This window comes from Simplicispira sp. (assembly GCF_028687295.1).
Lineage (GTDB): Bacteria > Pseudomonadota > Gammaproteobacteria > Burkholderiales > Burkholderiaceae_C > Simplicispira > Simplicispira metamorpha.
The window spans coordinates 1-15094 of sequence record NZ_JAQUAL010000076.1 but is presented as its reverse complement, the minus strand read 5'-3'; the positions used below and the strand labels follow the sequence as shown (position 1 = coordinate 15094).

The 15094-nt window shown below is 62.9% G+C and carries 12 protein-coding genes and 2 riboswitches; of the genes, 9 read left to right on the top strand and 3 right to left on the bottom strand.

All coding sequences use genetic code 11. From position 1 onward, the window contains the following. A partial coding sequence (katG, locus tag PHX69_RS09990) for a catalase/peroxidase HPI (protein WP_288043564.1) occupies nucleotides 1–1618 on the bottom strand: 1618 nt, incomplete at its 3' end. A 96-nt stretch (nucleotides 1619–1714) separates the two neighbouring features. On the opposite strand from katG, the gene PHX69_RS09985 reads away from it, so the two are divergent. Continuing rightward, the gene (locus PHX69_RS09985; protein WP_502958513.1) at nucleotides 1715–2323 is read left to right on the top strand and encodes a peroxidase-related enzyme; all 609 of its coding nucleotides are present in this window, start codon (nucleotides 1715–1717) and stop codon (nucleotides 2321–2323) included. 76 nt (nucleotides 2324–2399) lie between these two features. Here PHX69_RS09985 and PHX69_RS09980 read toward each other — a convergent pair whose 3' ends face one another. Both PHX69_RS09980 and PHX69_RS09975 read right to left on the bottom strand, forming a co-directional pair. Beyond that, nucleotides 2400–2822, bottom strand: a complete 423-nt coding sequence (locus PHX69_RS09980; RefSeq protein ID WP_119012223.1) for an acyl-CoA thioesterase — start codon at nucleotides 2820–2822, stop codon at nucleotides 2400–2402. A gap of 28 nt (nucleotides 2823–2850) precedes the next feature. Continuing rightward, nucleotides 2851–3633 (bottom strand): SDR family oxidoreductase, encoded by a 783-nt coding sequence (locus tag PHX69_RS09975; protein ID WP_288043561.1) that lies wholly within the window; start codon nucleotides 3631–3633, stop codon nucleotides 2851–2853. 146 nt (nucleotides 3634–3779) lie between these two features. Here PHX69_RS09975 and PHX69_RS09970 point away from each other — a divergent pair, with 146 nt between their 5' ends. The 8 genes from PHX69_RS09970 (at nucleotide 3780) to PHX69_RS09935 (ending at nucleotide 14527) form a co-directional block, all read left to right on the top strand. Beyond that, complete coding sequence (locus tag PHX69_RS09970; RefSeq protein ID WP_119012221.1) at nucleotides 3780–5480, top strand: electron transfer flavoprotein-ubiquinone oxidoreductase; 1701 nt, start codon at nucleotides 3780–3782, stop codon at nucleotides 5478–5480. 159 nt (nucleotides 5481–5639) lie between these two features. Then, nucleotides 5640–6611: an ABC transporter substrate-binding protein gene (locus PHX69_RS09965; RefSeq protein ID WP_374761664.1), complete on the top strand. Its 972-nt coding sequence runs from the start codon at nucleotides 5640–5642 to the stop codon at nucleotides 6609–6611. A gap of 80 nt (nucleotides 6612–6691) precedes the next feature. Then, nucleotides 6692–7582 carry an ABC transporter permease gene (locus PHX69_RS09960; protein WP_119012220.1) on the top strand — a complete coding sequence of 297 codons (891 nt, stop codon included), beginning with the start codon at nucleotides 6692–6694 and terminating at the stop codon, nucleotides 7580–7582. Nucleotides 7583–7603: 21 nt separating this feature from the next. After that, nucleotides 7604–8398 carry an ABC transporter ATP-binding protein gene (locus PHX69_RS09955; RefSeq protein WP_288043560.1) on the top strand — a complete coding sequence of 265 codons (795 nt, stop codon included), beginning with the start codon at nucleotides 7604–7606 and terminating at the stop codon, nucleotides 8396–8398. 153 nt (nucleotides 8399–8551) lie between these two features. Continuing rightward, nucleotides 8552–8642, top strand: a riboswitch (glycine riboswitch). 21 nt (nucleotides 8643–8663) lie between these two features. Beyond that, a riboswitch (glycine riboswitch) is annotated at nucleotides 8664–8787 on the top strand. A gap of 50 nt (nucleotides 8788–8837) precedes the next feature. Beyond that, entirely contained in the window at nucleotides 8838–9974 is a 1137-nt protein-coding gene (gene gcvT / locus PHX69_RS09950) for a glycine cleavage system aminomethyltransferase GcvT (protein ID WP_288043559.1), read from the top strand. Between the two features lie 261 nt (nucleotides 9975–10235). Continuing rightward, nucleotides 10236–10610, top strand: coding sequence for a glycine cleavage system protein GcvH (gcvH, locus tag PHX69_RS09945; protein ID WP_119012217.1), 375 nt, complete (start codon nucleotides 10236–10238; stop codon nucleotides 10608–10610). A gap of 359 nt (nucleotides 10611–10969) precedes the next feature. Beyond that, a complete protein-coding gene (gene gcvP / locus PHX69_RS09940) occupies nucleotides 10970–13873 on the top strand; it encodes an aminomethyl-transferring glycine dehydrogenase (protein ID WP_288043558.1) in 2904 nt (967 codons plus the stop codon). A 204-nt stretch (nucleotides 13874–14077) separates the two neighbouring features. Next, nucleotides 14078–14527 (top strand): hypothetical protein, encoded by a 450-nt coding sequence (locus tag PHX69_RS09935; RefSeq protein ID WP_288043556.1) that lies wholly within the window; start codon nucleotides 14078–14080, stop codon nucleotides 14525–14527. Nucleotides 14528–15094 lie beyond the last annotated feature (567 nt).

Here is a 15094-nt window from a genome sequence, read left to right as displayed (position 1 = left end):
CAAACGGCACCTCTACCGGCACGCCCGCTGCCTGGGCAGCTTGTTCCACACCCACCACCCCGGCCAGCACGATCACATCGGCCAGCGACGCCTTGCCCGACGCCTTTTGAATCGCCTGCAACCGGGGCAGCACGGCCACGGCAGCCGCGTTCACGGCCCAGTCTTTTTGTGGCGCCAGCGCCAGGCGCGCACCGTTGGCACCGCCGCGCTTGTCACCACCCCGGAACGTGGAGGCCGAGGCCCAAGCCACCGACACCAGCTCGCTGACCGACAGGCCCGAGGCCGCAATCTGCGCTTTCAAATCGGCAATGTCCGCCGCCGTGGGCTGGTGCTGCGGCGTGGGCAGCGGGTCTTGCCAGATCAGCTCTTCTTTGGGCACTTCAGGGCCCAGGTAGCGCGCCTTGGGGCCCATGTCGCGGTGGGTGAGCTTGAACCAGGCGCGGGCAAAAGCCTCGTTGAACGCCTGTGGGTCGTTCAGGAAGCGGCGCGAAATCTTCTCGAACTCGGGGTCAAAGCGCAGCGTCAGGTCAGTGACCAGCATGGTGGGCTTGCGCTTTTTGGCGGGATCGAAGGGGTCGGGGATGTTCTCGGGCGCGTCTTGGGCCTCGAACTGTATGGCCCCGGCGGGGCTGCGCGTCTGCACCCATTCGTACTTGAACAGGTTTTCAAAGAACTGGTTGCTCCACTGCGTGGGCGTTTGCGTCCACACCACCTCCAGGCCCGAGGTGATGGCGTCAGGGCCGCTGCCGCTGCCATAGCTGTTGGCCCAGCCCAGCCCCATTTGCTCGATGGAGGCGGCCTCGGGGGCGGCGCCCACGTGGCTGGCGGCGCTGGCGCCATGGGTTTTGCCCAGCGTGTGGCCCCCGGCAATCAGCGCCACGGTCTCTTCATCGTCCATGGACATGTTGCCAAAGGTGGCACGGATGGCCGCTGCCGCCGAGAGTGGGTCGCCGCTGGCATTGGGGCCTTCAGGGTTGACGTAGATCAGGCCCATCTCGGTGGCGGCCAGGGGGTTCTTGGCCAGGGCCTCAGGGTCGCGGTGGACCAGCCAGGCTTTCTCGTCGCCCCAGTTCACATCCTGGTCGGGCTCCCAGACGTCTTGGCGGCCCGCAGCAAAGCCAAAGGTGCGAAAGCCGGCGTTTTCCAGGGCCACGTTGCCCGCCAGGATGATGAGGTCGGCCCAGGAGATTTTTTGCCCGTACTTTTGCTTGATGGGCCAGAGCAGGCGGCGCGCCTTGTCCAGGCTCACGTTGTCGGGCCAGCTGTTGAGCGGCGCAAAACGCTGCTGGCCCCGCCCGGCGCCGCCCCGGCCATCGACCGCGCGGTAGGTGCCCGCGCTGTGCCAGGCCATGCGGATGAACAAACCGGCATAGCTGCCCCAGTCGGCAGGCCACCAGTCTTGCGAATCGGTCAGCAGCGCTTTCAGATCGCCTTTGAGCGCGGCGTAATCGAGCTTTTTGAACTCTGCGGCATAGTCAAACTGCTCGCCCAAAGGGTTGGAACGCCCGGAGTGCTGGTTCAACAAATCCACGCGCAACTGGTTTGGCCACCAATCACGGCTGGTGGTGCTGTTGCTGGCACCGGCGGCGTGGAATGGGCATTTGGATTCATGGGTCATGGGGCGCTCCTTGAGTGGATGATGGCAAGCCCCATGATAGTGAGGCGTGCCAAAAACAGGCATTTGATTTGTACAAAGCGCGCCATAGTTTTTTTGATGACACCAACCCAGGAGACCCGTGTGAGCCGCTACCCTTTTCCCGACCTGAACACCCTGCCCGAAGACATCCGCGAGCGCATTTTGCAAGTGCAGGAAAAGGCCGGATTCATTCCCAATGTGTTTCTGGCCTTTGCCCGCCGCCCGGCGGAGTGGCGTGCCTTTTTTGCCTACCACGACGCCCTGATGGAGCCCGAAAGCGCAGGCCGCACCAGCAGCCTGACCAAAGGCGAGCGCGAGATGATCGTCACCACCACCAGCGCGGCCAACCAGTGCCTGTACTGTGTGGTGGCGCACGGCGCCATCTTGCGCATTTACGAAAAAAAACCTTTTGTGGCCGACCAGGTGGCCGTCAACCACCGCAAGGCCGACATCACCGCACGCCAGCGCGCCATGCTGGACTTTGCGATGAGGGTATGCCAGCGCGCCCAGGAGGTGGAAGACGCCGATTTCGAGGCCCTGCACGCCCACGGCTTTGACGATGAGGACATCTGGGACATTGCGGCCATTACGGCGTTCTTTGGCCTGTCCAACCGCATGGCCAGCTTTGCCGGCATGCAGCCCAACCCCGAGTTCTACCTGATGGGGCGCGTGCCACGGCAAAAATAATGCTACTTTTTTAGTAGCTGCTTGCGCTTACCACGCAAGGACTGGAGCCACTTTTGGTACTAAATCCAGATAGCGATCAAGCCGCCACCAGCGCCCGCAGCCAGTCGGGCAAGGTGACGGCTTTTTGCTGTGCGTAATTGACCCAGATGGCCGTGGCACCGCCCGCGGCGCACACCACGCCGGGCTGGCCCACGCGCTCCATGGTGCTCCAGGTCTCAAAGGTGGTGCGGCCAGGGTCGCTCACGTAGAACTTGAGCAGCACCTCATCGGGATAGGCCAGCTGCTGGTAAAAATTGCAGAACGCATTGACGATCACCATGCCCTCACCGCTGGGGTCAAGGCTGCTGCCCACCTGGCGCACCCACTCCACGCGCGCCATTTCCAGGTAGCGGAAGTACACCGTGTTGTTGACATGGCCTAGCGCGTCCATATCGCCCCAGCGCACCGGAAAACGCATTTCATGCACCAGCTTTTTGGCCTCGGGAATCTCAAATTTCATGGCAGTCGTCGTGTGGTTTTCGTGTGGGTTAAATGGCAAAACCATCATCGGCGGCAATCACCGCACCGTTGATGAAGTGGCTCTGGTCGCTGGCCAGCATCACGATCAGCGCATCCAGGTCTTGGGGCTGGCCCACGCGCTTGCGCGGCAGCAGGTTGATCAGTTTTTGCCCCTGTTCGGTTTGCCAGTGGCGGTGGTTGATTTCGGTATCGATGTAGCCGGGGCATATCGCGTTGACATTGATGCCAAAGCGGCCCCACTCCAGCGCCATGGCGCGCGTCATCTGGATGACAGCGGCCTTGCTCATGCAATAGGCGCCAATCTGCGGCAGCACCTTGAGCCCGGCCATGGACGCGATGTTGATGATGCGCCCGCCCGTGAAGCTGCCCGGCGCCTGGCCCGTGGCGCGCGCCAGCATGCGCTTGCCCACCTCCTGTGCGACAAAAAAAGCGCCTTTGACGTTGGCATCGAAGATGTAATCAAAGTCTTCGGGCGTGACCTCTTGCAGGCGCTGCGTGGTGGACACGCCCGAGTTGTTGACCAGGATGTCGATGGAGCCCATCTCGGTTTCGGCGTGCGCCACGGCGGCCTTGATGGAGTCGTGGTCGGTCACGTCCAGCTCCACCACATGGGCGTCGCCGCCCTCGCCTTCAATCTGCGCGCGCAGCGCCTTGAGCTTTTCCAGGCGGCGGCTGGCCAGCACCACACCCGCACCGGCCTTGGCCAGGGTGCGCGCAAACTGCGCCCCCAAACCGCTGGAGGCGCCGGTCACCAGGGCAACGCGGCCAGACAAGTCGATGCTGTATGCCATAGGGGGCTTCCTCTTGATGCAGATGAATAAGTCGCCCGATTGTTGCCCTGCCGGTGCATACAATCGGTCGCGTGCAAGACAGCCGTAAGGTTGCCTGTTATTACAAAATTCCCGATTATCAAACTCAAACGCCCGACGATACAGCCATGACAAACGAAGAAATCCTTGCCCAATTCGGCCCCCGCGAAGCCATGGAATACGACGTGGTGGTGGTCGGCGGTGGCCCCGGTGGGCTGGCCACTGCCATCCGCATCAAGCAGCTGTCTGCCGAAAAAGGCCAGGACGTGTCCGTGGTGGTGCTGGAAAAAGGCTCCGAGCCGGGCGCGCACATCCTCTCGGGCGCCATCATGGACCCCCAGGCGCTGACCGAGCTGTTTCCGGACTGGAAAGAGCGCGGCGCCCCGCTCAACCAGCCCGTCACCGATGACGCCTACATCTTCCTGAGCGAAACCTCCGGCACCCGCGTGCCCAACCCGCTCTTGCCACCGTTTGCCCACAACCATGGCAACTACATCGTCAGCCTGGGCGCCGTCACCAAGTGGCTGGGCGAGCAGGCCGAAGCGCTGGGCGTGGAAATTTTCCCCGGCTTCACCGCCGCCGAAGTGCTCTACAACGAAGACGGCAGCGTCAAGGGCGTGGCCACCGGCAACATGGGTCTGGGCAAAGACGGCGAACCCACCGACAACTTCCAGCTGGGCATGGAGCTGCTGGGCAAATACACCGTGTTTGCCGAAGGCGCACGCGGCCACCTGGGCAAACAGCTCATCGCCCGCTACCAGCTCGACGCCGGGCGCGACCCGCAAAGCTTTGGCATCGGCATCAAAGAGCTGTGGGAAATCGACCCCGCACGCCACCAGCCCGGCTTTGTCATGCACACCGCTGGTTGGCCCATGGAAAACGACACCTACGGCGGCGCCTTCCTCTACCACCTGGAGGGCAACAAGGTGGCCATGGGCTTTGTCACCGGCCTGGGCTACAGCAACCCCTACCTGAGCCCGTTTGAAGAATTCCAGCGCTGGAAAACCCACCCCCGCGTTCGCTACTACCTCGAAAACGACGCGGGCGAAGTCACGGCCAAGCGCCTGTCGTATGGCGCGCGCGCCATCAACGCCAGCGGCATCAACTCGCTGCCCAAGTTTGTCTTCCCTGGCGGCGCGCTGGTGGGCTGCGATGCGGGCTTTTTGAACGTCAGCCGCATCAAGGGCAGCCACGCTGCCATCAAGACCGGCATGCTGGCCGCCGAGGCCGCTTTTGACGCCATTGCCGCCGGACGCCAGCACGACGAGCTGGCCGCCTACCCCAAGGCCTTTGACAGCAGCTGGCTGCACACCGAGCTGAACAAAGACCGCAACTTCAAGAACTGGTTCAAGTACGGTCTGGCCGTGGGCACCGTGATGAACGGTTTTGAGCAGTTTGTGCTGCGCGGCCACATCCCCTGGACGCTGCACCGCGACAAGCCCGACCACGCCTACTTGAAGCCCGCCGCCGAATGCCAGCCCATCGAGTACCCCAAGCCCGATGGCAAGCTCACCTTTGACCGCCTCTCCAGCGTGTTCATCAGCAACACCAACCACGAAGAAAACCAGCCCGCCCACCTCACGCTCAAGGACGCCAGCGTGCCCGTGAGCATCAACCTGGCGAAATACGCTGGGCCTGAAGCCCGCTACTGCCCAGCGGGCGTGTACGAGTTTGTGCCCGACGAGGCCAAGGGCGGCAACGCCCAGCGCCTGCAAATCAACGCCCAAAACTGCGTGCACTGCAAAACCTGCGACATCAAAGACCCGACGCAAAACATCGTCTGGGTCACACCCGAAGGCGGCGGCGGCCCGAACTACTCGGGCATGTAAAAACCATAGCACGTAGCGCTTGACTGGCCTGCCTTGCAGGCCTTTTTGGCTTATAAACCAGCGCGGCGGAAAGCACGGCGGTACACTCGCCCACCGGCGCGCGTCTTTCCTGCGCGCAGCCGGCGAGATCCACCAGGAAACCAAAAGGACAGCTTGGAGATGAACATGAAAAAAACGCCCTGGATGCACCTGGGAGCCCTGGCACTGGCCGTGGCCGCAGTGGCACCCGCCATGGCCCAGCAAAAATCCGTGGCCGTGACCGCCATCGTGGAACACCCTGCCCTCGACGCCGTGCGCGACGGCGTGCAGGCTGCGCTCAAAGATGCGGGTTTTGAGTCCGGCAAAAACCTCAAGTGGCAGTACCAAAGCGCCCAGGGCAACACCGGTACGGCAGCGCAAATTGCACGCAAGTTTGTGGGCGACAAGCCCGATGCCATCGTCGCCATTGCCACGCCGTCGGCCCAGGCTGTGGTGGCCTCCACCAAAACCGTGCCTGTGGTGTTCTCTGCCGTGACCGATCCGGTGGTGGCCAAGCTGCTCGCCAGCTGGGAGCCCTCCAAGACCAACGTCACTGGCGTGTCCGACATGCTGGCGCTGGACAAGCAAATGGAGCTGCTCAAGCAGGTGGTGCCCAACGCCAAGCGCGTGGGCATGGTCTACAACCCCGGCGAAGCCAACTCGGTGGTCGTGGTCAAAGAGCTGCAAAAGCTGCTGCCCACGCTGGGCATGACGCTGGTGGAAGCCGCCGCGCCCCGCTCGGTGGACGTGGGCAGCGCCGCGCGCAGCCTGATCGGCAAGGTCGATGTGATCTACACCAACACCGACAACAACGTGGTTTCTGCCTACGAAGCGTTGGTCAAAGTGGGCCAGGAAGCCAAAATCCCGCTGGTGGCTTCAGACACCGACAGCGTCAAGCGCGGCGCCATTGCCGCCTTTGGCATCAACTACCGCGATCTGGGCGAGCAAACCGGCCGCATGGTGGTTCGCATCTTGAAGGGCGAAAAACCCGGTGACATCAAGCCCGAAGTCAGCACCAAAATGGAACTGTTCGTAAACCCCGGCGCCGCTGAAAAGCAAGGCGTGAAGCTGCCTGAGGCGCTGGTCAAGTCGGCCGCGCAAGTCATCCAGTAAGGGCTGCACCCGCACCCCCTGAACCGCAGGAGCCATTGCTGGCTCCTGCTTTGTTTTCACCACCCCACTGCTGCTGCCCCATGTCCTTTTTTTCTCTGCTTGGCGCCGTTGAAATCGGCCTGATCTTCAGCCTGGTGGCGCTGGGGGTTTTTATCTCTTTCCGGTTGCTGCGCTTTCCTGACCTCACGGTCGATGGCAGCTTTCCGCTGGGTGGCGCCGTCTGCGCCATTTTGATTTCCACGGGCACCAACCCGTTTGTGGCCACCATCGCGGCCACTGCGGCGGGCGCCGTGGCCGGGCTCATCACCGGCTGGCTCAACGTCAAGCTCAAAATCATGGACTTGCTGGCCAGCATCCTGATGATGATTGCGCTGTACTCCATCAACCTGCGCATCATGGGCGGCCCCAACGTGCCACTCATCAACGACCCCACCTTGTTCAACGTGCTGCAACCTGCGGGCATGGAAGATTACGTGGCCCGCCCGCTGCTGCTGGCCGTCATCGTCATTGCGGCCAAGCTGGCCATGGACTGGTTTTTTGCCACCGAACGCGGTCTGGCCATTCGCGCCACCGGCTCCAACGCCCGCATGGCGCGCGCCCAGGGCGTCAACACCGGCGCCATGGTGCTGCTGGGCATGGCGGTGTCCAACGGGTTGGTGGGCCTGGCAGGCGCCCTGTTTGCCCAGACGCAAGGCGGCGCCGACATCTCCATGGGCATTGGCACCATCGTGATTGGCCTGGCCGCCGTGATCGTGGGCGAGAGCATCTTGCCGTCGCGCAAACTGGTGCTGGCCACGCTGGCCGTGGTGATTGGCGCCATCGTGTACCGCTTTTTCATTGCGATGGCGCTCAACAGCGACTTCATCGGCCTGAAGGCGCAAGACCTGAACCTGGTGACTGCCGTGCTGGTCACCATCGCGCTGGTGATTCCGCAAATCAAGCGCAAGCTGGCCAAACGCCGCCCGCAGTGAGCCCCCTACCAGAGACGACCCATGCTGAGCGCCCAAAACCTCCAAATCACCTTCAACCCCGGCACGCCCATTGAAACGCGCGCCCTGCGCGGCATGTCGCTGAACATTCCGGCGGGCCAGTTCGTGACCGTCATCGGCTCCAACGGGGCGGGCAAGTCCACCTTCCTCAACGCCATCTCGGGCGACCTGGGCGTGGACAGCGGCACCATCACCATCGACGGCGTCGATATGACGCGCCAGCCCGTGTGGGCGCGCGCCTCGCGCGTGGCGCGGGTGTTCCAAGACCCCATGGCGGGCACCTGCGAAGACCTGACCATCGAAGAAAACATGGCCTTGGCGCAAGAGCGCGGTAACTTGCGCGGCCTGCGCAGCGCCGTCAAACCGGCCCTGCGCGACACCTTCCGCGCCCGCCTGGCCACGCTGGGCCTGGGGCTGGAAAACCGCCTCACCGACCGCATCGGCCTGCTCTCGGGCGGCCAGCGCCAGGCCGTAAGCCTGCTGATGGCGGCGCTGCAACCGTCGCGCATCCTGCTGCTGGACGAGCACACCGCCGCGCTCGATCCGCGCACCGCCGACTTCGTGCTGCAACTGACGGCGCGCATCGTGGCCGAAAACAAACTCACCACCATGATGGTCACGCACAGCATGCGCCAGGCGCTGGACGTGGGCCAGCGCACCGTGATGCTGCACCAGAGCCAGGTGGTGCTGGACGTGTCGGGCGAGGAACGCAGCCGCCTGGACGTGCCCGACCTGCTGAAAATGTTTGAAAAAGTGCGCGGAGAAAAGCTCTCGGACGACGCACTGCTGCTGGGCTGAACCGCGCCCAGCGCCTGCCAGGGCGCACTGTATTTTGCTATTGGAATAATAGCTACTGGCGCTGACCTGGCGGGTGCCAAGGCCCGATGTGGCTGTAAATTTTTCTGCTCCCTGCCAGGCGCAAGCGGGGCAAAACTGCGTAGAATCCGCCCGGTCAGGAGAGAGCGCACCCGCTGCCGCACCGTGCAGCAGGTCGCCGCCGAAGGCGCAGGCAAAGCCCGAACGCTCAGGCAAAAGGACTGACAAACGCGCGCAGTGATGCGCGCGTCACCTTGCTGGAGAGAGGCGGCTGCACCCACACACCGTGGCCGTCCACCGAAGGAGCAACCCCGGCGCAGCGCGCGCTATCCCGGGCGAATCTCTCAGGTAAAGCGGACAGCAGGGCAAATTTCGTGGCCACCCCCAGGCCACGGCCCCTATTTGCCCTGGAGATTTGCCCATGTCCGCCCCTGCCACCGCCCCTTTGCTGACCACGCCCCTGAACGCACTGCACCTCGAACTGGGCGCGCGCATGGTGCCCTTTGCTGGTTATTCCATGCCCGTGCAGTACCCGGCGGGCCTGATGGCCGAGCACCTGCACACCCGCGCGCAGGCCGGTTTGTTCGATGTCTCGCACATGGGCCAGCTGCGCCTCATCGGCCCCGGCGCCGCCGCCGCGTTCGAGACGCTGATGCCCGTCGATGTGATCGACCTGCCCGTGGGCAAGCAGCGCTACGGCCTGCTGCTGAACGAGGCGGGCGGCATCATCGACGACCTGATGTTCTTCCGCGTGGGGCCGGATGAAATCTTCGTCATCGTCAACGGCGCCTGCAAGGTGGGAGACATCGCCCACATCCAGGCGCAGATTGGCCAGCGCTGCCAGGTGGTGCCGCTGCCCGATCAGGCCCTGCTGGCGCTGCAAGGCCCGCAGGCCGCTGCCGTGCTGGCGCGCCTGGCACCGGGCGCAGCGCAGCTGGTGTTCATGACCGGCGCCCGCTTGGCCATCGCCGGTGCCGACTGCCTGGTGACGCGCAGCGGCTACACGGGCGAAGACGGCTTTGAAATCTCCGTGCCCGCCGCGCAGGCCGAAGCCCTGGCGCGCACCCTGCTGGCACAGCCTGAAGTCCAGCCCATTGGCCTGGGCGCGCGCAACTCGCTGCGCCTGGAAGCGGGCCTGTGCCTGTACGGCAACGACCTTGATGCCACCACCACCCCCGTAGAGGCCGCGCTGAACTGGGCCATGCAGAAAGTGCGCCGCACCGGCGGCGCGCGCGCCGGGGGCTTTATCGGCGCCGATGTGGTGCTGGCCCAGCTGGACAACCCGGCCAGCCTGACCCGCCAGCGCGTGGCCCTGATCGCCCAGGAGCGCGTGCCCGTGCGCGAACCCGCCGTGCTGGAAAACCTGGATGGCCAGCACATCGGCCACGTCACCAGCGGCCTGCTCAGCCCCACGCTGAACCAGCCCATTGCACTGGCCTACGTGCAGCCCGACTACGCCGCGCTGGGCACTGAACTGTTCGCCATCGTGCGCGGCAAGCCCGTACCCATGGTGGTGGCGCCCACGCCCTTCGTGCCCACGCGCTACTACCGGGGCTAAGGGAAGAAAGCCCCCCTGAGTCGCTGCGCGCCTCGGTGCCGCCGCCAGAGGCGGCAGCCCTTCGGAGCCGTCCAACCCTGCGCAGGCAGGCTTGGAGCCGCGGCCCCTCAGCCCCCAGGGGGACGCCGCCAGCGCGGCGGGGTGGCCCTTGCGCGGCGGCACTCGCCAAGGCAGTGCGCTTGGCACGGGCTGCGGGGCAGCCAGCCATTTACATTCCGGATTCCCGTTTTTTATCACCCAGTCACCCAAGGAGCTTTTCCCATGACCATCCAATTTTCCAAAGACCACGAGTGGGTCAACGCCGCTGACACCGCCGCTGCCGTGGTCGGCATCACCGTCCATGCGCAAGACGCGCTGGGCGATGTGGTGTTTGTCGATCTGCCCGAAGTGGGCGCCACATTCGCGCAAGGCGACGTCGCTGGCGTGGTCGAGTCGGTGAAAGCCGCTGCCGACGTGTTCATGCCCGTGGGCGGCGAAATCGTCGAAGTCAACGAAGCCCTGCGCGCCGACCCCTCGCTGGCCAACACCGACCCGCTGGGCGCGGGCTGGTTCTTCAAGGTCAAGCTCAGCGACGCCAGCCAGCTCGACGGCCTGATGGACGAAACCGCTTACGGCGCCTTTGCCGCCAGCGCCTAAAGCGCAGCGCTGCGCCACGCGGCACACCCACCGCGCGGCGCAGCCCGGCAGCCCACCCGAATCACTCCTTTTTTGATAGCTGCTAGCGCACACCCTGCAAGGGCTAGAGGCCAATTTCATCCTGATTAGGCCTATGTTGCAGCCGCCCCAAGGCCCGTACTTTGCCGGTTTGGCTCACGCCCCCACCGGGGAAATGCAAGAACACAGGTCATCAGCCTTAACGCAGCAGCACCCTGCTTGGGCCATACGCCCCATCCCGGCCAAGCTCCTCCGGGACATATGTCCAATCAAGCCAAAACTGGCCCCAGCCCGCACCAGCCAAGCGCGAGCAGCTCCCTTATCCATAGCAATCACCGCCCATGACCTCCGCCGCCCTGCCCCTGTCTGCGTTGGAAAACGCCACCGAATTCCTGCCCCGCCACATCGGCATTGACGCCTTTGATGAGGCGCACATGCTGTCAGTGATTGGCGAAGCCTCGCGCCGCACGCTGATCGACGCCATCGTGCCGCGCTCCATCGCCCGCGCCAGCGCCATGGACTTGCCCGCGCCCGTGACCGAAGCGGCCGCGCTGGCCGAACTGCAGGCCATCGCCCGCAAAAACCAGCTGCTCAAGAGCTTCATCGGCCAGGGCTACCACGGCACGCACACGCCCGGCGTCATCCTGCGCAACGTGCTGGAAAACCCCGCCTGGTACACCGCCTACACGCCCTACCAGGCAGAAATCAGCCAGGGCCGCATGGAAGCGCTGGTGAACTTCCAGACCATGGTGTGCGACCTGACCGCCATGCCCATTGCCAACGCCTCCATGCTGGACGAGGCCACGGCAGCGGCTGAAGCCATGGCGCTGGCCAAGCGCTCGGTCAAATCCAAGAGCCAGCGCTTTATCGTCTCGGGCGAGGCGCACCCGCAAACCATCGAAGTGATTCAGACCCGCGCCGCACCGCTGGGCATCGAGGTGGTGCTGGCGCAGTCGCCCCAAGAGTGGCAGGCCGCGCTGGACGGCGACTACTTTGCCGCGCTGGCGCAATACCCCGCCACCACGGGCCGCATTGACGATTTGCGCGCCGATGTGGACAAAGCCCACGCCCAACAGGCCGCCTTCATCGCCGCCGCAGACCTGCTGGCGCTGACGCTGCTGACCCCGCCCGGCGAATGGGGCGCCGACATCGTGGTGGGCACCACGCAGCGCTTTGGCATGCCCATGGGCGCCGGTGGCCCGCACGCCGCCTACATGGCCTGCCGCGACGAATTCAAGCGTAGCCTGCCCGGCCGCCTGGTGGGCGTGAGCGTGGACGCCCACGGCCACCCCGCCTACCGCCTGGCGCTGCAAACGCGCGAGCAGCACATCCGCCGAGAAAAAGCCACCAGCAACATCTGCACCGCGCAGGTGCTGCCCGCCGTCATTGCCAGCATGTACGCCGTCTACCACGGCCCCGAGGGGCTGGCGCGCATCGCCCAGCGCGTGGCCGCCTTCACCGCCATCCTGGCCCAGGGCTTGCAGCAACTGGGCGCGCCCGTGCAGGCGCAAGCGGCCTTCGATACGCTGCTGCTGCGCACCGCAGGCGCTACCAAAGCAATAGCTGCTCGCGCAGTCTCCATGGGCGTGAACCTGCGAATTCGCTCAGAAACCGAGCTGTGCATCACGCTGGACGAAACCACCACCCGCGATGACATCCAGCTACTGTGGCGCATCTTTGCCCAGGACGGCCAGCCGCTGCCCACCTTCGAGGCGTTTGAGAACGGCGTGGAGCCGCTCATTCCCGCCCACCTGCGCCGCACCAGCGCCTACCTGACGCACCCGGTGTTCAACACCCACCACTCTGAGACGGGCATGCTGCGCTACATCCGCCAGCTGTCGGACAAGGATTTGGCGCTCGACCGCACCATGATCCCGCTGGGCAGCTGCACCATGAAGCTCAACGCCACCAGCGAGATGATCCCCATCACCTGGCCCGAGTTTGCGCACATCCACCCCTTTGCCCCCGCCGACCAATTGCAGGGCTACCAAGCATTGGATGAACAACTGCGCGCCTGGCTGTGCCAGGCCACGGGCTACGCGGGCATCAGCCTGCAACCCAACGCCGGCAGCCAGGGCGAATACGCGGGCCTGCTGGCCATCAAGGCCTACCACGCCGCCCAAGGCCAGGGCCAACGCAACATCTGCCTGATACCCAGCAGCGCCCACGGCACCAACCCCGCCAGCGCGCAAATGGTGGGCATGCAGGTCGTCGTCACCAAGTGCGACGACAACGGCAACGTGGACATGGCCGACCTGCAAGCCAAGTGCGAGCAACACAGCCAAAACCTGGCCTGCGTGATGATCACCTACCCCAGCACCCACGGCGTGTTTGAAACCAGCGTGAAAGAACTCTGCGCGCTGGTACACCAGCACGGGGGCCGCGTCTATGTGGACGGCGCCAACATGAACGCGCTGGTGGGCGTGGCCGCGCCCGGCGAGTTTGGCGGCGACGTGAGCCACCTGAACCTGCACAAAACCTTCTGCATCCCCCACGGCGGCGGCGGCCCCGGCGTAGGCCCCGTGTGCGTGGTAGAAGACTTGGTGCCCTACCTGCCCGGCCATGCGACCGGCGGCATTGCTTCCAAAACAGGAGCAGTCAGCGCAGCCCCGCTGGGCAACGCAGCCGTTTTGCCCATCAGCTGGATGTACATCCGCATGATGGGCGCAGACGGCCTGAAAGCAGCCACCGAAACCGCCATCCTGAGCGCCAACTACATCAGCGCCCGCCTGAAAGACCACTACCCCACGCTGTACGCCAGCGAAGGCCAAGATGGCAAACCCGGCCACGTCGCCCACGAGTGCATCCTTGACCTGCGCCAGCTCAAGGAAACCAGCGGCGTGATGGCCGAGGACGTGGCCAAGCGGCTGATTGACTACGGCTTCCACGCGCCCACGCTGAGCTTTCCCGTGCCCAACACGCTGATGGTGGAGCCCACCGAAAGCGAAACCCTGGCCGAGCTGAACCGCTTCATCGCCGCGATGATCGCCATCCGAGGCGAAATCCGCCAGATCGAATCGGGCGCCTGGCCGCAGGACAACAACCCGCTGAAGAACGCACCCCACACGGCAGAAAGCCTGCTGGGCGCCGAGTGGAACCGCCCCTACAGCCGCGAAACCGCCGCCTACCCGCTGCCCGCCCTGCGTAAAAGCAAATACTGGAGCCCCGTGGGCCGCGTGGACAACGTGTATGGCGACCGCAACCTGTTTTGCAGCTGCCTGCCGGTGGAGGAGTGGGAGGCGTAAAACGCACCTGATGCAGCACTGTAATAGCGCTGCTGGATAACGACAAAGGCCCGTTGCGACGGGCCTTTTTTGTGCTTGGCAGGGCGTGGCGCCCCATCGATATACGAATTCTTCAGTGATAATGCTGCAATATATTGAAGCAACATTGCGCTTCGCGCCACATTATTTAATTATTTTCATTAGCCATCGAATAAGGAGTTCTCTATGTGGCAAGTCTTTCTAAACACTATGAATTCGCCTGAAAAGATTGAGTACGGTGCATACCAACGCGAAGCAAAGCCAGAGACTCCTCTTTGGCGCCGCCCTAATCGAGGCAAGCGTTTCGAAAATATTTTCTCAGCACTCTTTGGAAAGCAAGGCGCCAGGAGCGAATGCCTTGGAAAGGCTACATACGCACGCAAAAGATACTCACAAAGGCAAGAACTAGCAATGCCTTACGTAGCAGCCTGGGTTCGAGGCTCAAGTCACGCTCTGCTGATTCGCAGCAGTACACCAGATCCTGAGGTAACCATTGTCGAAAGCTTACAGGTGGATCAAATCCACGCACAAAGCGAAGAAGCTCTGACGAACTATCTCTCTGCATTGTTTGGTAGGGGTGCACAAGAGTTTGGTGTTCGTCTACTCAAAGAAAGTCAGATACTCTCTCTACCGTAAAAGAGCCGACCAACGCCTCTCGTGCTATTTACTAAAAGCGTAATTATTTTTACACAAAAACAAATACCGAAATCTTACAAATTAATATTCTCCCTTCGCTGTAAAATCAATACACAAAAGCCTATCAACCCTTTTTCAAAAGAATTTGAAATGAGAATTAATTTATTACTAATTATTTTCATCTACATACAGATGCCTACGTTTGCGCAACAAGTATACAAATGCAACAACATATATAGTCAAACACCGTGTGCGCCAGACGCAAAGAAAATCGAGATAAAACCAGCACTTGGAGTTGACTGCTCTCAATACGAGCACAAATACTCAAATTCCTGCCAGGGAGAATCGTCATTCAATGACTCAAGTCACACCTCAAAATCTCAAGCCAGCAACACTTCAAAATTTCCCATAAAACAATTATCTAACGAAGAAATTATCTTAATAGGACTTACGCAATCCCCATGGAAACAGACGGACTGCGCAACTCCTGCCGCAAGTAGTTAGACAGCATTTCTTCCTTCAGTCGATAAATATTCGTTCCAACTTTTCTGGCAATGGCTGTCAATC